17 protein-coding genes are annotated in these 23,125 nt (G+C 45.4%); 5 read left to right on the top strand and 12 right to left on the bottom strand.

Features of this window, described 5'->3' with window-relative positions; translation table 11 throughout:
* Nucleotides 1–3,330 carry a PD-(D/E)XK nuclease family protein gene (locus tag WMO28_RS08170; RefSeq protein WP_178641636.1) on the bottom strand — a complete coding sequence of 1,110 codons (3,330 nt, stop codon included), beginning with the start codon at nt 3,328–3,330 and terminating at the stop codon, nt 1–3.
* Nucleotides 3,331–3,460: 130 nt separating this feature from the next.
* Between WMO28_RS08170 and WMO28_RS08175 the strand changes: the two genes are divergently transcribed.
* Nucleotides 3,461–3,898, top strand: a complete 438-nt coding sequence (locus WMO28_RS08175) for a hypothetical protein (RefSeq protein ID WP_178641633.1) — start codon at nt 3,461–3,463, stop codon at nt 3,896–3,898.
* 27 nt (nt 3,899–3,925) lie between these two features.
* Here WMO28_RS08175 and WMO28_RS08180 read toward each other — a convergent pair whose 3' ends face one another.
* The 4 genes from WMO28_RS08180 to WMO28_RS08195 all read right to left on the bottom strand — a co-directional run bounded on the left by WMO28_RS08180 (nt 3,926) and on the right by WMO28_RS08195 (nt 8,871).
* Nucleotides 3,926–5,872, bottom strand: coding sequence for an NAD(+) synthase (locus WMO28_RS08180; RefSeq protein ID WP_178641630.1), 1,947 nt, complete (start codon nt 5,870–5,872; stop codon nt 3,926–3,928).
* 19 nt (nt 5,873–5,891) lie between these two features.
* A complete protein-coding gene (gene hslO / locus WMO28_RS08185; protein WP_178641627.1) occupies nt 5,892–6,773 on the bottom strand; it encodes an Hsp33 family molecular chaperone HslO in 882 nt (293 codons plus the stop codon).
* 14 nt (nt 6,774–6,787) lie between these two features.
* Nucleotides 6,788–7,561 (bottom strand): class I SAM-dependent DNA methyltransferase, encoded by a 774-nt coding sequence (locus WMO28_RS08190; RefSeq protein ID WP_349056632.1) that lies wholly within the window; start codon nt 7,559–7,561, stop codon nt 6,788–6,790.
* Between the two features lie 173 nt (nt 7,562–7,734).
* A complete protein-coding gene (locus WMO28_RS08195) occupies nt 7,735–8,871 on the bottom strand; it encodes a hypothetical protein (RefSeq protein WP_349056634.1) in 1,137 nt (378 codons plus the stop codon).
* A 317-nt stretch (nt 8,872–9,188) separates the two neighbouring features.
* Here WMO28_RS08195 and WMO28_RS08200 point away from each other — a divergent pair, with 317 nt between their 5' ends.
* Together WMO28_RS08200 and WMO28_RS08205 are read left to right on the top strand one after the other, a co-directional pair.
* Nucleotides 9,189–9,746, top strand: a complete 558-nt coding sequence (locus WMO28_RS08200; protein WP_349056635.1) for an ECF transporter S component — start codon at nt 9,189–9,191, stop codon at nt 9,744–9,746.
* 31 nt (nt 9,747–9,777) lie between these two features.
* A complete protein-coding gene (locus WMO28_RS08205; RefSeq protein WP_349056636.1) occupies nt 9,778–10,908 on the top strand; it encodes a pyridoxal-phosphate-dependent aminotransferase family protein in 1,131 nt (376 codons plus the stop codon).
* Between the two features lie 101 nt (nt 10,909–11,009).
* Here the strand turns inward: WMO28_RS08205 and WMO28_RS08210 are convergent, their stop codons facing one another.
* The 3 genes from WMO28_RS08210 to WMO28_RS08220 form a co-directional block, all read right to left on the bottom strand.
* Nucleotides 11,010–11,831, bottom strand: coding sequence for a carbohydrate ABC transporter permease (locus WMO28_RS08210; protein ID WP_349056637.1), 822 nt, complete (start codon nt 11,829–11,831; stop codon nt 11,010–11,012).
* Nucleotides 11,831–12,712 carry a carbohydrate ABC transporter permease gene (locus WMO28_RS08215; protein ID WP_349056638.1) on the bottom strand — a complete coding sequence of 294 codons (882 nt, stop codon included), beginning with the start codon at nt 12,710–12,712 and terminating at the stop codon, nt 11,831–11,833. Before WMO28_RS08215 ends, WMO28_RS08210 begins: the two co-directional genes overlap by 1 nt.
* An 81-nt stretch (nt 12,713–12,793) precedes the next feature.
* The gene (locus tag WMO28_RS08220; protein WP_349056639.1) at nt 12,794–14,119 is read right to left on the bottom strand and encodes an ABC transporter substrate-binding protein; all 1,326 of its coding nucleotides are present in this window, start codon (nt 14,117–14,119) and stop codon (nt 12,794–12,796) included.
* Between the two features lie 317 nt (nt 14,120–14,436).
* Here WMO28_RS08220 and WMO28_RS08225 point away from each other — a divergent pair, with 317 nt between their 5' ends.
* Both WMO28_RS08225 and WMO28_RS08230 read left to right on the top strand, forming a co-directional pair.
* Complete coding sequence (locus tag WMO28_RS08225) at nt 14,437–16,245, top strand: sensor histidine kinase (RefSeq protein WP_349056640.1); 1,809 nt, start codon at nt 14,437–14,439, stop codon at nt 16,243–16,245.
* A 1-nt stretch (nt 16,246) separates the two neighbouring features.
* The gene (locus WMO28_RS08230; RefSeq protein ID WP_349056641.1) at nt 16,247–17,014 is read left to right on the top strand and encodes a response regulator transcription factor; all 768 of its coding nucleotides are present in this window, start codon (nt 16,247–16,249) and stop codon (nt 17,012–17,014) included.
* Nucleotides 17,015–17,087: 73 nt separating this feature from the next.
* Here WMO28_RS08230 and WMO28_RS08235 read toward each other — a convergent pair whose 3' ends face one another.
* The 4 genes from WMO28_RS08235 to WMO28_RS08250 form a co-directional block, all read right to left on the bottom strand.
* A complete protein-coding gene (locus tag WMO28_RS08235; protein ID WP_349056642.1) occupies nt 17,088–19,136 on the bottom strand; it encodes a HelD family protein in 2,049 nt (682 codons plus the stop codon).
* Nucleotides 19,137–19,141: 5 nt separating this feature from the next.
* Entirely contained in the window at nt 19,142–19,462 is a 321-nt protein-coding gene (locus WMO28_RS08240; RefSeq protein ID WP_178643402.1) for a putative heavy metal-binding protein, read from the bottom strand.
* A gap of 202 nt (nt 19,463–19,664) precedes the next feature.
* Nucleotides 19,665–22,034, bottom strand: coding sequence for a glycoside hydrolase family 31 protein (locus WMO28_RS08245; protein WP_349056643.1), 2,370 nt, complete (start codon nt 22,032–22,034; stop codon nt 19,665–19,667).
* Between the two features lie 146 nt (nt 22,035–22,180).
* Nucleotides 22,181–23,059 carry a helix-turn-helix domain-containing protein gene (locus tag WMO28_RS08250; RefSeq protein ID WP_178643400.1) on the bottom strand — a complete coding sequence of 293 codons (879 nt, stop codon included), beginning with the start codon at nt 23,057–23,059 and terminating at the stop codon, nt 22,181–22,183.
* Between the last annotated feature and the right edge of the window lie 66 nt (nt 23,060–23,125).

The raw sequence follows: 23,125 nt of genomic DNA on the forward strand, positions 1-23,125 counted from the left end.
CTACTCATCCTCCTTCACGATCTTCTTCCACAGATCACTCTCTGAGAAAGAGGGCAGTCTGTGAAACTCATAACCTGGTATTTTTCTGTCAAAACCGCAAACCGTACTGTACGCACAGTAAGTGCAGGCATTCTTCTTTCCAAGCTCATAGGGCTCCACTGCAGCATTTCCGTCCAGGATCGACTCCCGGATGTCACAGATCTTCTGTCTCACATAAGCCCCAAGTGCGTCAAACTGCTTCCGGGACGCCACGGAAGACCGTCTGCTGAAACTTCCGTCCTTATTCACGGACACCGGAATCGAGGACAGCGTATTGTCAATACGGAAACTCACATCATCGTCTGCCTGTACCAGTCCGTTCATTTTCAGCTTTTTCAGCATCTGGGAGCTGACGCTCTCCACATCCGCATGAATCTTCTCCTGGATCATAGGATCCTTCACATTATAATAAAATACTCCTGCCGGAACGATCTCCTTATCCGGATATTTCCGCTGTTCCACCTGCAATGCGCCATCCAGATAGATCATAAGCTGCAGCTGCAGACCATGATACAGTGCCAGAAGATCAAAAGAAGTATTTCCAGTCTTATAATCAATCACCTTCACATAAACCCGGTTCTTCTCCGGCTCCTCCATAATATCCACACGGTCGATCCTTCCGCCCCCGAATATGACTTCAAATCCTTCCGGACGGAAATCTCCATGTTTCAGCTGCTCCTGTAAAGCCCATACCGTACGGTGCAGGATTCGTCTTGTACGCTCGATCATATATTCATTTCTCGCACTACTCTTGAGAATGGTATTTCCATAATCTGCAGATACCTGATCCAGACAGCTGTCAATAAGCTGGTTCCGCTCTTCTTCTGTAAGCTCTGCCCAGTCCAGTCCTTCCTTCCGGAGCTCAACAGCAAACTTCTCCAGTGCCATATGCATCACATTTCCCATATCCATGGCCCGGAATTCATACTCAGCCCTCTCCGTCACTTTCAAACCATACTGCAGAAAATGTGCAAATGCACAGGCTGCATAACGTTCCAGTCTTGTCGCACTGTACGGTGAGATCTCCCCATACAGGATTCCTGCCACCGCCTTTCCGATCTGGTCGGAAGGCCTCTCTGAAAAAGCAGCCCGCACAAGCTTCTCCACTACTGTCCTATATACAGGACTCTCAAGATACCAGCTGTACAGCTCCTGAAACACCGGATTCTGCTGATAAGCTTCTCCGGACAGTTCCCGTAGAAAATAATCCATGCTGATTCCCGGAAGTTCCAGAAGTTCCATCGGATTGTTAAGATCCCCGCACTGCCGTATTTCCATCTCAGGAAACATATCCTGAATATTGTTTACAAGAAACGCAGGGCTTAACGCCTTACCCTGACTGTCCGACTGGCAGAAGGACAGACAGAGAAGCTCTCTCGGCTTCGTCATGTTCAGATACAGGTAAAAGCGCTGCATATTCATCAGTTCCTTCGGTCCCGGAGCCAGCTGCACTCCTTTCTCTTCAAAAAACTCCCGGTCAAGCTCTGTGAGAATTCCCCCACCGGAAGTATTCTTGGGAATGTTTCCCTCATTTACCCCGACAAAAAACAGTGCCCGGATATCCTTCAGTCTGGTTCTCTCCATGTCACCCACAAGCACCTGATCCATGCTCGGCGGAATCAGTGCCACCTTCGCCTGTGTCAGACCTGTTTCCAGAAGCTGCCGGAAATCCTGGCGGTTCACGACCTCATCCCCAAGGATCTCCACCATACTGTCCAGAAGCTCCATAACGATTCCGTAAATCTGGGCATACTCCTTCTCCATGGCCTTATCACCAAGCTCACGGAACTTTTTCTCCTGATCTTTCAGCTTCTGCTGTACCTGGCTCTTCACCGCAAATTCATAGAGAATGGTGCAGTATTCTCTTACGGTTTTCTTTCCGCCCTTAAAGCTCAGAGCCAGTTCCCTTGTCTCATCTGCAAAACGCTCCCGGATCTCATTCAGTGTCTGAATACTTTCCGGTGGCATTCCTCTGTAAATACGTACCCATTTCTCATCCCAGTGCTTAAATCCCCGGATTCCAAGTGCCAGTACATAATTCTCAAGAAGATCTGCCTCCTCCCTGGTCACGCAGGACATACCGCACCGCAGATACCGGAATACACTCTCATAAGTAAAATCCTGCACAGCCATCTCAAGTGCAGCCCGAAAATACTCCACAAAAGGATTCATCAGCACCGTATGTTTCTCATCAATGAAATACGGAATATCAGACTCTTCGAACACCTGTCTTGCAAGATTGCCATATTCCTCCAGGTTTCCGGTGATCACTGCGATTTCTCCATAGCGGCAGCCTTTTTCCCGCACAAGCCTTGCGATCCTTCTGGCAGTCTCTTCCATCTCCGAAAGTGGATTCACAGCCGAGAACATACAGATTTCATCCTGCTTTCTCCGGTACACATTTTTGCGGTAACGAAAAATATTTTTTTCAAGGAAATGAAGAGCAGGTGCCTTGGCAAACCTGGATTTTCTCACATCTTTGAGAAGCACCGGTTCTTCTATATCTCTGGTCAGACCAGACAGACCATGAAGCATCTGACGGCTCATATAAAAAAGCTGATATGGTTTTCCCCGTGTGGTCAGGCTCTCGGCTGCATCCATGGTCACAGTCACCATTACCTTCTCGCACACGGTCAGCAGTTCTCCCACTACCCGCATCTGGATTGGAGTAAATCCGGTATAACCGTCAAGCAGCAGCACACTGTTCTTAAGCTTCCCGGAAAAAGGCAAAGCTTTCTCCAGAGCATCCATCACCTCTTCACCGGTCATATAATGATCCTTCAGATATCCTTTAAAAGCCTGGTACAGAACCGACACATCCTTAAGCTTCATCTGAAGCAGGGTTCTGTCCGCGCTGTCACGAATCATCTCTTCCACATCACTGTCCTGAATATCGTACTGCATAAACTCCGAAAGAATGGATTTCACCTCATCCAGATATCCGGTCTTACGCATCTGTCCTCCAAGATAGGAGAGTTCTTTTCCATGCTGCTGTACCATCTTCTGGAGCACCATGCTCTTACCTGTCTCCTCCAGAAGTGTACGACTGTCTCCGCCCACCTCCTCCAGCACACGGTAAGCCAGACGCTCAAAGCTTAAGATATCAATATTCAGGATTCCTTTTCCGGGACTCATCTCCACCAGCGTCTTCTGCGTCTGCATGGTAAACTGCTCCGGAACGATCACATAATAAAACTTCTCCGGATGCTGCCCGGCCTGTTCTATAATGTTCTGATATGCATAACAGGATTTTCCGCTTCCGGAACCTCCTATGATAAACTGTAGTGACATAATTTTCCTCCCAACTTATATGTTTCTTATCATACCATAAATCTGATTCCTATAGAACGGTCATTCGGCTCTGGAATAAAATTCCCTCCACCCTAATAAACTATATAAAAAGCTTCGGGAGGCGTGCGCCATGAGTTCCAAAACCAGGATCATCGTCCTACATATGAAAGAAATCATTTACACTGCGATCTTTCTTGCGCTTGCTGTTGTTCTGGCAGTTATCCTCTTCTTTATGTTCGGTCCCGGAAAAGCAGCCGACACAAAAGTCCAGGAAAAATCCCTTTATAAGCCCGGTGTTTACACCTCTTCCATCACATTAAATGACAATTCCTTTGATGTGGAAGTCACTGTAAATGCCGACCGGATCAAATCCATCCGGCTGGTAAATCTAAGTGAAACTACCAAAGCCTCTTATCCTCTTATGGAGCCGGTATTAGACTCTCTGGCCAGCCAGATCTATTCCACCCAGTCTCTTGATGATATCCAATATGCCGGAGACCGCAAATATACTGCACAGGTGCTCCTGGCAGCCATCACAGACGCAGTAAAAAAGGCGGAGAACACTTAAGCTCTCCGCCTTTCCCATTATATCATATCAGATTTCTATCTTATCCAGCACATCCTGCCAGATTCTTGCGCTTGCATCACTTGGCATTCTTAAATCACCTCTCGGAGAAAGTGCCACACTTCCTACCTTCGGGCCGTCCGGCAGACAGGAGCGCTTGAACTGCTGGGCAAAAAATCTCCGGTAGAAGGTTTTCAGCCATTTCAGGATTGTCTCCTTATCATAAATACCCTCAAAGGTCAGGCATGCAAGGCGGAAGATCTTGTCCGGTGTAAATCCGGCACGAAGCATATAATACAGATAAAAATCATGAAGCTCATACGGTCCTACCAGATCCTCTGTTTTCTGCGCGATCTTGCCATCCTTCGGTGGCAGAAGCTCCGGGCTAACCGGTGTATCCAGAATGTCCAGAAGAACCGCCTGAAGCTCCGGATCTCCGCAGGTGTCCGCATAATAACGCACCAGATGACGTACCAGCGTCTTCGGAACCGATACATTCACACCGTACATGGACATGTGATCGCCATTGTAGGTAGCCCAGCCAAGTGCCAGCTCTGAAAGATCTCCGGTTCCCACAAGAACACCGCCCTCTTTATTGGCTGTGTCCATAAGGATCTGTGTACGTTCACGGGCCTGGCTGTTCTCATAAGTCACATCATGAATCTCCGGATCGTGTCCGATATCACGGAAATGGATATTGACAGCCTCCTTAATATTTACCTCGGTGAGCGTTGCACCAAGACAGCAGCTCAGCTTGCAGGCATTCTGATAGGTTCTGTCTGTTGTTCCAAAGCACGGCATGGTAACACAGTGCATCTGCTCTCTGGGCATTCCCATCCGGTCAAAAGCACGTGCCATAACAAGCAGTGCCAGTGTAGAATCCAGTCCGCCGGAAAGTCCTACAACCGCACTCTTACTGTGGATATGCTCCATACGTTTCTTAAGTCCCATAGCCTGAATGTTCAGAATCTCCTCGCAGCGTTCATCGCGCTCTTCCTTCACAGACGGAACAAACGGATACTGCGGATATTTTCTGGTAAGAGTTGTTTCTTCTTCCTTCACGGAAAAATTCACTCTTGTGTGGCTGCATGTGGAAACTGCCGGGTAAGTAGACATTCTTCTTCTCTCATCTGCCAGTCTCTGCACATCGATCTCACTGTAAATGATCCCGTTCTCAAAGCGTTTGCTCTCAGCAAGCATGCTTCCGTTCTCTGCGATCATGTTCTGTCCACCGAAAACAAGATCCTGGGTGGACTCTCCTTCTCCTGCGCTTGCATAGATATAGCCACAGATCAGTCTCGCAGACTGTCCGCTCACAAGCGTTCTTCTGTAGGAATCCTTTCCGACCATCTCGTCACTTGCAGAAAGATTCACAATAATATGCGCTCCGTTTATTGCATGGCGGATACTCGGCGGTGCCGGGACCCAGAGATCCTCACAAAGTTCAGCTGCAACTGTAAACTCCGGGCACTCCTCACACTCAAAGATCAGATCCGTTCCAAATGGAATCTCATCCTGAAATTCCTCATCACTGCCCGTATTCTTAATAAACTCTACAAATTCTGTATCATCTTCCTCAGCAGCTGTGAACTGTCTCTGCTCATAAAATTCATTGTAATTCGGAATATGTGTCTTCGGCACAAAGCCCACGATTTTTCCATGGTTCAGAGCTGCTGCCACATTATAAAGCTTACCTCTGTGACGAATCGGCAGGCCTATAAAGATCAGCGCATCCGTCTCTTCTGTCTCCTCTGCGATATGCAGAAGCTCATCCCACGCACTGTCCAGAAGACATCTCTGGAGAAAAAGATCATGACAGGTATAGCCTGTGATCGTAAACTCCGGAAATACCATCAGCTTCACATGTTCTTTTTCCATTTCACGGACAGCCTTAAGGATTTCCTCTCCGTTCGCCTTACAGTCTGCAACAGTTACCCTTGGCGTCGCTGCTGCCACTTTGATAAAACCATGCTTCATTTTTTCTTCCTCCTGCTGCTTATCGCTTGCATTCCCTTATGATTTTCTTCAGATCTTCCACTGTGAAGTTATAGTTTTTGTTACAGAAATGGCAGTTCATCTCAATATCCTTGCCTTCCTGGATCATCTCATTAAGTTCTTTTCTTCCTATACTGATCAGAGCTTTTTCCACACGCTCCCTGCAGCAGTTACAGTGGAACTGAGTCGGCATGGTATCGTTGATTTCCATGTCAAAGCCCTCCAGGACTTTTTCAAGAAGGCTCTCCGGTGTGTGACCCTGCTCCAGAAGATTGGTAACAGAATCGATCTTAGATACATTCTCCTCAAGCTTCTCGATCACCTCTTCTTCTGCAAAAGGCATCAGCTGTACGATAAATCCACCTGCCTGACGCACGGTATTATCCTTATTCATCAGCACTCCAAGTCCTACTGCTGACGGAACCTGCTCACTTGTGGCAAAATAGTAGGTCAGATCTTCCGCGATCTCACTTGTCTGCAATGCAACCTGTCCAACATACGGCTCTTTCAGTCCCATATCCTTGATCACATCCATGAAACCTACACCTACTGCGCCTGCAACATCCAGTTTTCCTTTACTGTTGGCCGGAATACATACATCCGGATTTCCCACATAACCTTTTACATTTCCGTGAGAGTCCGCAGTAACCGTGATTCCCTGAAGCGGGCCGCCTGCATGAATCCGAAGTGTGAGGAGGTCTTTTTCCCCCTTCATCATAGCTCCCATCATGGCTCCTCCTGTGAGAAGTCGTCCAAGTGCTGCCGTTGCAACAGGACTTGTATTGTGAGCCTGTCTGGCTGTCTCAACCATATCTGTTGTTACCGCAGCAAAGGCACGGATCTGACTGTTTGCCGCTGTTGCTCTTACAATATAATCATTCATAAAAAATTTCCTCCTTAATTCTCTTCTGTCAAAAGTCCCTTACCATGCTCCCTGGCTACAAAAGTAAGTCTTCCACTGTCCGGCTTCGGTGCGTCCTTTGTGTACGCGTCGTAAACAGCCAGTGGGATCAGACCTGCTTTTTCCAGAAGCTCCCGGATCTTTTCCGGCTCATAGGCTTTCTGATAGTGGAGCTCCTCGTCCTTCTCATAAAGACCGTCCTCTCTGGGGATGAACAAAGTCAGATCATAAACATTAATTCCTGTCTCCTCATCGAAATCGTTTTCCCAGATAAAGCTGCCTTCCTCCCGGTTCTCTGCTATCGTCGTACTTCCAAGCATTTCCCGGTATTTATACGGTGTATTCACGTCAAAAATAAAGATTCCATCCGGATCCAGATAATTGTTCACAAGCCGGAATACGGTCAGCAGATCCTCTTCTTCTGTGATGTAGTTCAGACAGTCACAGGCACTGACGATCGCCCGTACAGTCCCGTAAAGCTCAAACTCACGCATATCCTGCTCCAGATAAAGGATCTCATGACCGGACTCTGCTCTTTTTTCCATGGCTTCGCCAAGCATTTCTTCGGAATTATCCACACCGATCATATCATAACCGGATTCTGCCAGAAGCTCTGTCATCACTCCGGTTCCACATCCCAGTTCCAGTACGATACCATCCTCGATCCCGTATTCCCGGAGACTGCTGATAAGATAATCCGCCCATTTTTCATATTCAACATTGTCCATGAAAATATCATAAACTCTGGCAAAATCACTGTATGCCTCCATAAAAACCTCCAAAATTCATATTGCTCTTTTTATGAATACTACGTCATTTACTGCCCGCAGCGTTCACATTATAACATGTCTTTTTCCATAAGTATATGCCTGCCATGCAAAAAAATCCGGAACCACAACCGTGATCCCGGATCTCTCCTGTCTGCTTATTCGCGCTTCAGTTCTTACTGTACAGGCATGTAGTATACATCTGCACCTTCGCCGTGCCAGTAGAAACTTGTTCCATCTTCTTCGTATACATCGCAGTCATGCTCTGTAGAGAAGGTAAATCTGTTACCCTCGTTATCCATCCATTTACCGTTTCCATCCGGAACGATAACACGCGGTTTACCATCGGAATTTCTGTAAATAGTTCTTGTCTCATCGGTATTGCTCAGCTGCTCATCGGTAAATCCACCGTTCACGATCACTCCGGAAGAGCTGCTGTCTGTAGATGTGGAACCATCAGAAGAACTGTCAGATGATGTTCCGTCCGTTCCTGTTGCACTGTTGTCGGAGCCTGTGCTTCCATCAGATGTTGTTCCGTCTGCAGATGTTCCTGCGGAAGAACCGTCAGATGCCGTTGCATCTGTTCCTGCTGCACTGCCATCAGAAGCAGCTGTGCTGTCGCCGGATGCGGAATCTGTCTTGCCAGCTGTTTGGGCAGCAGAACCTGTTGCCGCGCTCTTCAGTGTGGAATCTCCAAGGATTGCAAAACTGTCAACAGACTCCTGAACATTCTTCAGTGCATCCTCTTTCTTTACAGAAGCAACAATACTGTAATACTCACTGTCATTTACGAAATATTTGTTGATCGCGTAAACATAACCATCACTCTTGGTCGTATCCTTATATTTAACTGTATAGGAATAGATATTGACGCCATCTTTCTGATCTGCCTTATAGTCCTGGATCTCAAAATCAGTTCCATTTACCATATTCTCTGCCTGTGTCATGGAAACTGCCATATCCTGAGAATTCGGGATCACTGCAGATTCCAGATCTGCTCCGGAACCGTGAAGGATCAGAATTCTGCCCTGCTCCGGAGACTCGAAGCTTAACATATCAGTCTCATCGGATTTATTTGTCCAGGTTGCATCCGGAAGCTTGATTGCTACAGATTTATCCTTGGATGTATAGGTTGTATTCTGTGCATCGGCAGCAACTGTCGGTGTAGTCTTCGCTTTCTTCGCCGGTGTAGGAGTAGGAGTAGACTCCACAACCACGCTGTCATCACTGTTTCCTCCGAAGCCACATGCTGTCATGACACCAGAGAGAGCAACAGTCATAGCTAAAAGTGCGATAATTTTTTTATTCTTCATAGTATCCTCCTCATAATCATCATCAGTCATAAAGTGTGTCCGGAGTATTTTCTCCCAAACACACTCTTTGATACATTTTACGATTTTATGAAACCTTTGTCAATTGCTTTCTCCTATATTATCTTTTCCAGCCTTCGGTTTTGTATTCCACATTTTACATCAATATTGACTGTATCCGGGCAGATAAATCTGTACCCCTTTTTTTTTATAAAATTGTGTCTTTATTCATGTACACCTCTGTTGTAAAGTATACCCAACCAAAAACATATGAAAAGAGGACATCCAACAGAGATGTTTTCGGGAAAGGAAGTATACCTATGGAAAAAGCAGTACAGACAGACTCAAGAGAGGCCTCGGATCTTTCCTCCGTACAGTTTCTCACCATCACTGCAGTGTTTGTGGCACTGACCTACATCTTCACAGCATTCATCAATGTCAAGCTTCCGATCGCAGCCAACGGCGGTCTGATCCATCTCGGAAATGTTCCGTTATTTATCGGTGCCATTTTATTCGGAAAGAAAACCGGTGCCATCGCAGGCGGTGTGGGAATGGGACTTTTCGATCTTCTTTCCGGCTGGACCTTATGGGCACCTTTTACCCTGGTCATTGTAGGAATCATGGGCTTCACAGTTGGTAAACTTACAGAGGATCACAAACACCAGAATATGAAATGGTATGTGATCGCCATTGCTGCTGCCTGTGTGATCAAAGTCGCAGGCTACTACATCGCAGAGGTCATCATCTACGGAAACCCTCTCGCACCGGTATCTTCCATTCCGGGAAACCTGGTACAGATCGGTGTTGCAGCTGTGATCGTTCTTGTTGTGATCACACCGTTAAATCTCGCAGCAAGAAAAACAGGATTAAAGAAATAACAAAAAAATAATATACTAAGAGGTAAGGATTATGTTCAAGATCATGACACCAGGACCTACACAGGTCGCTGAAAATGTCCGTCTGGCGCGGAGCCTGGAATGCACCAACCCGGATCTGGACGAAAGCTTTGTAGAATTCTATAAGGAAACCTGCGAAAAGATCAGTTTCCTTCTCCATACCTCCAATGAAACCCTCATCCTAAGTGGTGAGGGTATTCTTGGTCTGGAGGCTGCTATCGCATCCATGACTGAGCCTGGAGATAAGGTACTTGTTCTTGACAACGGAATCTACGGCAAAGGCTTCGCCGATTTTGTTACCATGTACGGTGGACAACCGGAGCTGTATACCAGAGATTATCAGGAAACCCTCAATGTAAAAGAGCTTGAGAAATTCCTCTCAGAACATCACGATTACAAATATGCAACTGTTGTTCACGGAGACACACCAAGCGGCATGCTTAATGATGTATCCGCCATCTGCCCTCTCCTGAAAAAATACGGAATCCTCACAGTCGTGGACTCTGTTTCCGCTTCCTTTGGTGAGCCTATGAACATCAGTGACTGGCAGATTGATATTATGTGCGGTGGCTCCCAGAAAGTGATCTCAGCGCCTCCTGGACTTACCTTCGTCGTAATAAGTGACGATGCAAAGAAAGCCATGACTGAACGCAAGACACCGATTGCTTCCTTCTATGCAAACCTCACCACCTTTGCACACTATTACGAAGAAAAATGGTTTCCATATACCATGCCGATCAGCGATATCTACGGTCTTCGCGCTGCCATTGATAACATTGCAGCAGACCCGGATATCCTTACACGCCACGAAAAGATCGCACAGGCAGCCAGAGCAGCCATCACAGGCGCAGGACTGAAACTCTACCTTCACAGCGGCTATTCCAGCACAGTAACTGTTTTTGAAGTTCCGGAAGGTACCACAGCAGCAGCGATCCTTGAAGGCGTAAAAAAAGACTATAACATCATGCTTGCAGGCTCTTTCGATGTTCTCGCAGGCAAGGTGATCCGCATCGGACACATGGGAAACAACGCTACTTTCTATAATGTTCGTGAAGTTTTTGCTGCTCTGGATGGAACCCTTCGTAAGCTTGATGTTCCTCTTAAAGCTTCCATGGAAGAGATTTTCTGTGAAAACATGAAATAATTTTTCCAGATATATTTTTTACAGCAGTCATAAAAAAGTGCTGTGGGAAGAATGTTTCTATTCCTCTCACAGCACTTTTTATTATTGAAATATTTTTCTTTTTATTCTTTTACCGCACCGGATGTCATACCACCTACAATGTATTTCTGACCGATCATATAGACAATGATAACCGGGATACAGGTAAGTACGATATCTGCAAAAATGTAGTTCCAGTAGCTCTTGTTCTTTCCGAAGAACTGATATACAGCCATAGTCATCGGGAACAGCTTACTCTTGCTTGACAGATACAGAGGTGTAAGGAAATCGCTCCATACAGTCATGAACTGAAGAATAAAACAGGTTACCATGGTTGGTTTCAGAAGCGGCATGATGATCTTGAAGAACAGGCTCAAAGGACCTGCTCCGTCGATAACAGCAGCCTCATCCAGCTCTACCGGAACAGAGATTACGAAGTTTCGGATCGTAAACACGCAGAACGGAATCATTGCACTGGTAAATACCATGATGATACCAACTCTTGTATCATTCAGATGAAGAGCACTCAGCACACGTACCAGAGTTACATAGTTGACCGGGAAGAACAGTCCGCAGAGTACAAAGTAGTACAGGAATACGTTTAATTTTGTTCTCTTACGGCACATAACGAATGCAGCCATTGCACAGAGCACAACACCAAGAGTTGTAGCAACCAGTGCATACGCAAAACTGTTCAGGAATCCCTGGATCAGATCACCTTTCTCAATAACCTCAGAATAGTTATTAAATACCCATTCTGTAGGAAGCGCCAGGCTCATTCTCGCTGCTTCTGCTTTTGTCTTAAAGGAGTTGATCAGTACCATATAGAATGGAAGTACAACGCACAGACACAGCAGGATACATACAACATGTTTTAAAATAGTCTGAACTTTATTTTTTGCCATTACTGCTGTACCTCCTGTTTTCCTAATGTCTTAACAATAAATACACCGATGATCGCCGTGATCACAAGAAGCACGGTATTCAATGCGGAAGACATTCCATACTGGCCTCTGGAGTAAAGCTGGAATGCGTAAGTAGTAAGAACCTCTGTTGCATGTCCAGGACCGCCGTTTGTAAGTACATAAACAATATCGAATACCTTCAGACCATATGTAATACCAAATACAAGGTTGATCATGATCGCACCGCTGAGCATCGGAAGTGTTACATAACGAAGTCTCTGCCAGAAGTTCGCGCCATCGATCTCTGCTGCCTCATAGTAAGATTTCGGAATGGTATTTAAACCTGCAAGGAAGATAGTCATTACATAACCAATACCTCGCCATGCATCAACACCGTAAATGGATTTCCATACGATGCCAAGATCAGATAACCATTTCTGTTTGAAGATTCCAAGGTGGAAAGCATCAAGAATAGCATTTAAAAGTCCGTTGTTATAATTCAGGATGGATTTAAATACAAGACCAATAATTACAAAAGGCAGGATAGATGGCAGATATAACAGTGTTCTGTAAAGCCCTTTGCCTTTAAGTCCCTCCTGAAGCATAATCGCAATCAGAAGAGCAGGAATCAATTTGACAATGTTGGAAATGATCGTGAATTTTAATGTATTGCCAATACCGCTCAGATAATTTTTATCGGATGTAAAAATATCAATGAAGTTCTGCAGTCCTACAAAATGCGTACCATTGAGAACGCTCCTGGAATTCCAGTCTGTAAAGGAATAACCAATACCCATTACACTGGGGAGCAGGAAAAATATGATGTATAATGCCAGCGGCAGTATCAGAAACCACTGTGGATAGATTCTCTTCTTATTCACAGAGAGTACCTCCTTTTTAAGTAAAACAGAGCCGGCAAATACCGGCTCTGCCTTCAGGTCAACTAATTCAAGTTCTGTTATTTATTTCCAGTTCTCGTCACCAACTGTTTTTGCTGCTTCTGCACGGTTTGTATCCATGTTCTTAAGAACATCGTTTGCTTCCATCTCACCCTGGCAGAATGCAACCATATCCTGACCAAACTGTGTCCAGTAGTCATTTGTATATTTTGTACCTGTCTGAAGTGTTACAACTGTTTTCTTTTCATCCGGAACTGTCTTAAGGAATTCCTGCTCCTCTGGCAGCCAGTGCTGCTCAAGATTATCATCATTTACATCAAGGTTTGTGTATGCCGGAGAGTTGTCAAGGATTTCCTGAAGGCTCTCTGTTGTTGTAACGAAGTTGAAGAATTCTTTTACAAGGTCCTCATGCTCTGTTCCTTTATAACCGAACATTGTCGGGCCGGAGTTGCTGCTTGGATACCAGGTGTTGTCACCAAGTGGCTCAAGGAACATTCCGAATTCATCAGATGTGCCTGTATCTTCCTGGATCTGTTTGATAAAGCTGGAGTTTGCAAGTGCCATTGCACAGTTTCTGTCACCGAACTCGTTTGACATGTTTGTGCTGTCTGTTCCGATCCAGTCTTCTCCGAAGTATCCTGCATCAGAAAGCTCTTTGAACTGGTTCAGAACCTCGATCATCTTCTCATTGTCTGCGAATGTTGCTTTGTTCTCGTTTAATGCGTCATAAAGACCAGGTGTTGCTTCTTCATAAACACCACCTATCTGGAAGAATGCCAGCTGCTCCTGCCATCCATCTGCACCAGGCATAAACCAAGGTGTGATTCCGGCTTCCTGAATCTTAGCACAGAGATCTTTCAGCTCTGCATATGTTGTCGGTACTTCCCATCCGTTCTCCTCGAACAGTGTTTTGTTGTAAACCATTACATACTCCGGAGAAGCGTTCCAGATCTGAAGTCCGTACAGCTTGTCGTTGTATACGCAGGACTCTTTTCTTGTCTCAGGCATAATGTTCTCCCAGGAAGCTCCTGTAAAGTCGATACAGTATTTCTCAGGATCAACAATTGTGGACTCGATTGCAAACGGGCTGGACTGGATCCAGAAAATGTCTGCACAGGAATCAGTAGCCAGCTTGGACTGAAGAAGATCGGAATACTGATCAGCCGGAATTGTCTGAAGGTCTACGGTAACATCATAGGTATCCTCAAAACGTTTGATTGTCTCATCGTAACGGTTATCCATCCATCCTGCTGAAACCAGGATGCTCAGCTCCTCGCCTGCGAAATCGCTTTTCTCATCCGCTGCAGATACGTTCACTGCAAGTCCTGTCGTCATGGAAGCGATCATCGCTGCTGCACAGGCTACTGCCAGAAATCTCTTTCTTTTCATTAATGTTTCCTCCTTTTTAATAATGAATATGAACTGTTTTTTCGTTCCCTCGCTTGATGATATTAGTTTATCATCTGGCAATTTTAAAAGCCATGGATAAACCCGCCATGTATTTGTACTTTTTTCACACTTTATTATACTTTTTTTATATTTTTTGTGATTTTGCACAAGTTATAACAGGCGTTTTTGACTATTATTTCTAAACATCATTTTCATAGTTTGTACTTTTTTTACAAATGTGATATACTTTTGTCCAATGTTTTTGCACGATCTATAACTCGTGTTTACTTTACTTTACTTACGGGAGGCTTCTTCATATGAAAACGCGCAGTCTGCAGTCCAAATTATTCATCGCATATCTTGGAATGGCATGCCTGATTCTTTTTTCCTTTGCCATATTTTTCTATGTTTTTGCATCCGGACAACTGAAAAAAAGTCAGATCAGTGCCATGAGTACCTTAAATTCCACATTTCAGACACAGACTGATTCTGCGATACGAGATCTGGACACCGTATCTGTAAATATTAACTACAGCAATATATCAAAGTCCGTTCTTGACCAGAAATTCGACCTTAATATTTCTGATGAAATGCTTTCTGCCATGTCCGATCTTTTTATTTCCTTAAGTGGAACCGAACTGAAAGCAGACCAGGTAAATCTCTATGATTTCTCCGGCTATGTTCTTCAGGCAGGACTTTCCACCATGGTCAAAAAAACAGATGAATCACAGAACGAATGGATTGAAGAAGCCCGTGATGCCTATGGAAAAAAAGTGCTCACAGCTCCCTACAGCACTTATGTCTACTCAAAATCGGCCCGCTATCCCCAGTGGTTCATCTCTCTTTATCGCTCTTTCACCAACCAGTATGGACGCGGAGTTGGTGTGATTGAAACTGCCAAGCAGTGTAAATCCATCTTTAAGAGTATTATTTCCTATGAGAAAAAGAATCGTGGAAGTGCCGCCAGTGTTTACGTATTTGACCAGTCCGGAGCACTGATCTACCCTTACGATACTTCTGATAAAGATGCCTCTGGTATTTCCAAATATTATAATCTCACCGATTCGACTGAGGAAATTCTTACTGTGCAGAGCCCGGTCACAGATCAGAAGGAATACGTTTCCAGAATCAGCTCTGCCTACACCGGTTATACCTACCTGACCATCCAGCCGGAATCTGTGATCCTTGCTCCGGTTTACAATATGCTGAAAATCCTGCTTGCTGTTGTTGCCGCCTTTCTTCTGGCTGCCGTGATCGTTTCCTACCGTCTTTCCCGCTCCGTTGTAAAACCGGTAAAGCATCTCAAACATATCATTCAGCGTATGGAACTGGATACTCTCGGTCAGGAAAAGGTCACATCCTATCCGGTTTCTGTCAATGAATTGGAAGAATTATATCAGGCATTCCAGCTGATGAGTGATAATCTCAAAGATTCCATGACCCAGCTTACTGAAGCCAAGGAACAGGAAATGAAGGCACGCAGCATGGCTCTTCAGACACAGATCAATCCACACTTTTATTACAATACACTTTCCAGTATCATGATTCTTGCCGAAAACGGAGACACTGATACTGTGGAAAAAATGTGCCGCAACCTTTCCAAGATTATGCGTTACATCACCAATACTTCGGAAACGACCGTCACCCTCCGCAAGGAGCTTGACTATGTACAGAAATATCTCTACTGCATGAAGGTCCGCTATCAGTCCAGCCTGAATTACTCTATCGATGTGGATGAATCGCTTCTTGACCAGCAGGTTCCCAAACTGATCATTCAGCCTATCGTGGAAAACGCCATCAAATACGGTTCTGACTGCACACCTCCATGGACTATCACTGTCAGCAGTACCATAAACAAAAACAGCTGGCAGATTGATATCAGAGATACAGGTCCAGGTTTTACCGATGAAGCCAAGAAAAAAATAAACGCGGATATCATGAACGCTATCCGTAATCCGGGAATGCCGGAACTCAAGATCAACGGACTCGGCACCGTGAATGTATTTCTCCGCTGGAAACTCTTCTGTAAAGATGATATAATTTTCAGGTACGGAAATACGGCGGACGGCCACGGAATCGTTTCCATTGGACGGTATTTCCATACAGACGCGGAGGTAATAAAATAATATGAATTACACTGTTGTTGTAGCAGAAGACGAAGAGCTTCTTCTGAATAATCTGGTACATAAAATCGAGAAAGCGGATCCCGATTTTCATGTGATCGGAACAGCCCAGACCGGTGTACAGGCACTGGATCTCGTAGAAAAGCTGAGCCCGGATGTGGTATTTACCGATATCCGGATGCCAGTCATGGATGGGATCACTCTTCTCACCAAAATAAGGGATCAGTTTCCTTTTACAAAATTTGTGATCACCAGTGGATTTTCTGATTTTGAATATGCCAAAAAAGCTATTACTCTCAAGGTTTCCGACTATCTCCTGAAACCGGTAGACTCAGAGGAGCTTCAGAATGTTCTCCTGAAGATCAAACAGGAGCTTCAGATCAAGCAGGACGATTACGAAACCGTATTCACACCAGGCGCTGCTTCCATGTCTCCCGGACAGATCGCAGCACTCCTCAAAGATTTCATGGTGCAGAATTACGCCGAGGATATCAATCTGAACCTGATCGCAGGTACTATGAATTACAGTCCAAGTTATCTGACCAAGATTTTCTGCCAAGTATACGACTGTACGCCTACCAAGTATCTCATCAATCTCCGAATGAGCCACGCGCAGAAGCTCCTTATTCATGAGCCCTCTCTTTCCGTGAAACAGATCGGAGAAATGTGCGGTTATCACGATCAGGGCTATTTCAGCCGGATCTTCAAGAAGCACACCGGAAAAAGTCCTCTGGAATACCGGGACGAGGGAGACGAGCAGGCAACGGTCTAACCCCTGTGATCACCAAAACAAAAAAGTCATTTCAGCTTCATTCATCTGAAATGACTTTTTTATTTTTCTTTTTTTAATTCAGCTCATACATATAAAGCTCATGCAGAGCTCTGGTCGCCGCAATATATCTGGCACGTTCCACGATCGGGCTTCTGTCTTCTTTCGGAAATACAGAAAATACCTGGTCAAACTCCAGGCCTTTGGCCATATAGAAAGTAGTAACTGTAAGTCCTTTCTTAAAGTTCGTACTGTCTCTGTGAAGAAGGGAAAGCCTCTCTTTCGTATCAAAGCCTTCCGCTTCCAGCCTCTCCTTTAAAATATAATATGCTTCTCTTGCTTCGTCTGCTGTTCTTGTGATCACGGCTGCTGTCTCATAATCATCAAGACGCAGTTCCCCTAATACGCTCTCCACAGCCTCCTCAAGCCCCGGAAATTCCCGTTCCACTACAGGTTTTCCATGACGTTCAAAAAGCTCCACACCCGTGATTCCTGCAAGCTTATTCGCATAAGACGCGATCTCGATCGTATTACGATAACTCTTGTTCATCACGATCTTCCGGATATCTTTTCCTAATATCTTAGGCAGGAAGGTCAGTACATCCTGCTGCTCTCCATCCATGGTCTGCTCTCTGTCACCAAGGATCGTCATCCTGCATTTAAAAAGCTTCTGAATGATCAGATACTGAAGCATGGAATAATCCTGCATCTCATCCACGATCAGATGACGCACACCGCTGTCCTCCTGCTGGGTCTCCAGCCGGTATTTCAGATACAGAACAGGATATACATCCTCATAGCGCAGCTTTCTTTTTTCGTACTGCACCTGCGGAAGTGCCGGAAATCCCTCCTGCTTCAGGAACCGGTTATACAGTACATAGAGGTCTCTCGTCTCATACATCCTGTAAAAGCGGCTCTTTACAGCTTCCCGTTCATCATCCGGCAGATCAAATCCCTTCAGTGTTTCGATCTCGTCAATAAAATACTCAGCCACCGCATCCATTCTGGAAAGCAGCGGAATATCCATAAATTTAAAATAAAAGAGTTCAATGATCACCTGTTCTTTTTTGACTACGCCACGATGTTCCACATCACGGAAATTCATAAGGCTGTCCTCAAGCTCCACGATATACCCTTCCATACGGTCTAGGAAATCCCTGGACTGTTTTTCTTTCAGAAGTGCCTCATCGCAGAGCCCTGCGATCTGCCGCTCGATCAGATCATACCGGTCCTCGCAGTCGGAAACTGTATTTTTCAATCTCTTATATGCAAAAAGATCAAAGCTCATCTCACGGATATTTTCCTCGCCAAGCTCCGGCAGAATATGGGAAATATAATCTGCAAACACTCCATTCGGAGAAAGAACCAGTACAGAAGATGCCTTCAGATTCTTTCGGTCATGATAAAGAAGATATGCGATCCTGTGCAGGGCAATGGATGTCTTGCCACTTCCTGCTGCCCCCTGGATCACCATGATCCGGTCTGAAGTATTGCGGATAATGGCATTCTGTTCCTTCTGGATCGTGCGGATGATATTCTTCAGCTGTACATCACCGTTGCTTCCAAGCTCCGCCTTCAGGATCTCATCATCAATCTTCACATCGCTCTCAAACTCGTAGAGCATTTTTCCGCCACGTATCTTATACTGCCATTTCGCCGCAATGTCTCCATGAATCTCGCCCAGCGGTGCCTGATAGGATGCCGGTCCCTTATCAAAATCATAGAACAGTCCGGACACAGGAGCTCTCCAGTCATAGATCAGCGGCAAGCCTCCATTTTCCTCAGCCAGGTTGCCGATCCCGATGTAAAAGATCTCCGGCTCATCCTCTCCTTCATAGCAGAAATCCACTCTTCCAAAGAAAGGAGAATCCAGCATTTTCCGGAATCTGCGGCGCAGATCAAGCTTCTCATTGCTGGCATTGATCTCATGAAGAAGTGCCTGCTGGTTATCAAAATTCTCATAGCCATACTGGTCCATCTCTGTATAGTTTTCCCAGTAATATTCGTGCATGCCTTCGATTTCCTTCTGTCCAGCCTGAATGGAGGCATCCAGCTGTTCGATCCGGTGTCTCAGGGTCTCCGTCACATGTGAAAGGTATTCACGTCCGTTTCTTACTGCTGCCATACGCCTTAATCCACCACTACCGCTGTTCCGCTTGACGTTACCATCAGCATGCCATTATCAGCTCCAAGTACTTCGTAATCAATATCCACACCGATCACAGCATTCGCTCCCATTGCAGCTGCACGCTGCTCCATCTCAGCCAGGGCTTCTTCTCTGGCTTTCATAAGCTCTTCCTCATATCCTGCGCTTCTTCCACCGAAGAAATTTCGGAAGCCTGCTCCGATATCTTTCATGAAGTTTACTCCGGAGATCACTTCTCCGAATACGATTCCCTTATATTCACGGATTGCTCTTCCCTCTACAGATGGCGTCGTTGTTATGATCATGGTAAAATCCTCCCGTTTTTTCTCGTTTTGACAGACATCTGTCTGTCCTTATTACTGAATTATACCCGAAAGCAGGCACAATGTATAGTCCAAAAAAGACTGCCTGGCGTTACCTGGGGCTGTATGTTTATCACAGCCGCCTCATGCACCACCGGCAGTCTTTTTTTATTTCATTATATCTGACTGTACCAGAAATATCTGATTATTTTATGATCTCTGTCACATAAGAAGCCTCTTTCATTCCCGGATAGCTTCCCTTGCGCTCTCCAACTGTCAGAGTTCCTGTTTTATCATCCCAGGTAAGCTCTGTCGTTGCATAAGCACCGTTTTCAAAATTATAATTATTTCCTTCGTCCTCATAAATTGTAAAGCTTGCATCTGCATCCGGATATACAACCAGCTTCACCGGCTCCTCCGGTTCCTGGGCAGCATATACAAGACCTTCCGCAACCGGAAGGATACTTCCTGCTTTTACAAAGATCGGCATCTGATCGATCGGTGCATCCACAGTCACATACTGGCCACCTTCATATACTTTGTTTGTCCAGTAATCATACCATTTCGTACCTGCCGGAAGATAGCACTCCCATGTTTTTTCTTTCTGAAGTTCTGTACTCTCCGGGCCGTAATACATCGGCTCTGTGACAGCGCAGATCAGAAGTGACGGTCCAAACATAAATTCATTCTGAACCTTACGTGCTTCCTTATCCTCCGGAAAATCAAAGAGCAGACTTCTCATGATGGTGTAATCCTTAAAATGTACAGCACCTGCCAGAGAATAAATATACGGCATCAGATGATAACGAAGCTTGATAAATTTTTCGATCGCATCGTAGAACATGGTTCCTTTTTCACCGAAGTTCCAGATTTCTCTCGGCGTGTCGGTTCCATGTGAACGGAACATCGGAAGGAAGGTTCCCATCTCCAGCCATCTTGTATACAGCTCGCAGTATCCCTTGTCCTTCACGCCTTCGTTATACTTGCCCTGCCAGAACCACTTCGGCTCCGGATCTGTGTTGCAGCCACAGCCACGGTTCTGCCACTTGTCTCCCACTGTAAAGAATGCTCCGATATCCAGTGTCCAGTACGGATATCCGCTGAGTCCCATATTCAGGCCTTCCACAATCTGAGTCTTGAAATTATCCCAGGTCGCACAGGTATCACCGGACCACAGCATTGCAGAATATTTCTGACCGGAAGCATAACCGGAACGTGTAAGATTAAGCACACGCTTCTCCTCTGTCGTCTTTCTCTGGTTCTCATAGATTCCCTTCGCATGCATCAGCGCAAACGCATTGGCAACTGCAGGATCCAGGTATTTCTTATGCTCACCGCCTACAAGCTCATATCTTTCCCATGGCTCTCTCTTCGCAGCACCGCCCCAGTCCGGACCGGAAAACGGCTCTGTGGAATCACACCACCAGGAATCAAAGCCCTGGTCAAAAAGTCCCTTTTTTGCCTGCTTCCAGTACATTTCTCTTGCCTCTTCATTAAAGGCATCATAAGTCGCATAATCATAGAGCAAATGTCCGGACTCAAAGAATTCTGTATGGTTCTTTCCGCCCGCGTTCATATTCGGCCATACGGAAACCATGCTGTGTGCATGTAGCTTATGGATTTCATCCATACATTCCTTCGTATCTCCGTAACGCTCCTGATCCAGGATCTTCTCACCCCAGTTTCCCGGCTCCCAGGTATTCCAGTCCTGTACCACGCAATCCAGCGGAACACCGATCTCACGATAGTGGCGTACAATATCCAGAAGTTCTTTTGCTGTGTAATACTGTTCCTTTGACTGTACATAACCATATGCCCATTTCGGCAGCATCTGTGCTTTACCTGTAAGATAACGGTAATCATGAATGACCGCATCCATAGTTCCGCCACCCATGAAATAATAGTCAAGCTGCTCTATAGTATCCAGAAACAGATAGGAATCTTTCAGGTCATCATTAAATGTCATAAGAGAACAACAGTCTACCAGAATTCCATAGCCCTCTGTGGAAACAAGCACAGGCATCGGAATACGCATATTATGCTGATACAGATACTGACAATGACCTCTGTAATTATAGATTCCCTCTTCTGCCTGTCCCAGTCCGTGGATCTCCTCATCCTCTTTCCAGCTGAAAAACATTTTTCCACGGTATGCGCTTCTTACCTTCTCAGCTTTCAGGTTCTGGATAAAGTTTCTCTCGCCATCCACAGTTTTTACACGATTGATCACAGGCTTCTCGTTGCCTGTATTATAATGGATCACATCCGTCTTGGTAAGTTCCGGTTTCTTCTGAAAAAGCCACTCACTTCCATCCGGGTGTTTCCAGGTAATATCACCAGATACTGTATTCAGCTCTGCCCATACCTTCGCTGTTTTTACAGTTACCGTATTTTCCGTCTCTTCTACAGAAAAATCCGTCTTCGGATATTCTTTTTTTTCAATGATCAGAGAATCCTGTGCTTCCTGAATCTCTTTTCCTGACACGATCACACGGATGATCTCCTCTGTGACCGGAACCAGACGGTATGTAAGTTTTCCCACTTCCAGCTGTACGTGTTTATCAGTCTTAATCATAATCCCTTCTCCTTATCTGTCCCATAAAACGGACATCACGAGTGCATCGTGAAATCCAAAAAAGCTCCGATATCAGGACAAAATTTCTTGTTTTTATCCTAACATCGAAGCCTGTTTTTCGTCTATGGCTTATCTGCTCATAAATTTTAACTATTTTTACTTTTTTTCTGTTTCCCATCCTTGGGCGGTTTTCCCACATGCTTTTTATAAAGTCTGTAAAAGTTGGAAATGTTATTAAAACCACACTCCATGGCGATCTCCGTCACATTCCGGTCTGTCTCCCGAAGAAGCTCTCTGGCATGATTGATCCTCATTCTCGTAACGTAATCACTGAAGCTGATACTGGTCACCTTCCGGAAATAAGAAGAAAAATAATTGGAGCTCATATACACCGAAGAAGCAACTTCCTCCAGCGTGATCCTCTCACAGTAATGTGCATTGATATATTCAAAAGCCTGCTCCAGACGCTTCATGGCATTCTTCTTTTCCCGAAGCATCTCGCTGGACTTGCTCTCATCCTGATAAGCCCGGATCAGCATGGTCAGAATTCGAAGCACATTTGCCTTGATCATAAGCGGATAACCTTCTTTTCGCTGCTGCCATTCCCGGTAGATTTCCCAGATACTGGAGCGGATCTCCGGATTTACCTCTTCCTCCCTGCCGATACGGTTCTTGAAATTACTTCCACGTTCCACAAACGGCTTCAGGTATTCCGTGTCAAAGACACTTAGCTTCTCGGCTACAAATTCCGGCGAAAAGATCATCACAAGAAGCTTCATATCTCCACCGATCAGCTTCCAGCCGTGAGGCTCCACATTATTGAAGATGATGATATCATCTTCTTCCATTGTATATTCCTGCCCGTTTACAAAATAATTCCCCTTTCCTTCCAGAACACAGGTGATCTCAAAATAACTGTGCCAGTGATACGCTCCCGGCCGGCTGTTCAAAGGTGTCAGCTCTACCTCGGATATCTGAAAAGGAAATTCTTTGTCAAGGGGTATGTTGTCTCTCTCTAACCGCATGCTCTGCCTCCTGTAAACGCAGCCAAAATGTTTCCCAATCCACTTCTGCGCTCACAGTATTATAGC

The sequence above is a fragment of the Blautia aquisgranensis genome (assembly GCF_040096615.1).
GTDB classification, from domain to species: Bacteria; Bacillota; Clostridia; order Lachnospirales; family Lachnospiraceae; genus Blautia_A; species Blautia_A aquisgranensis.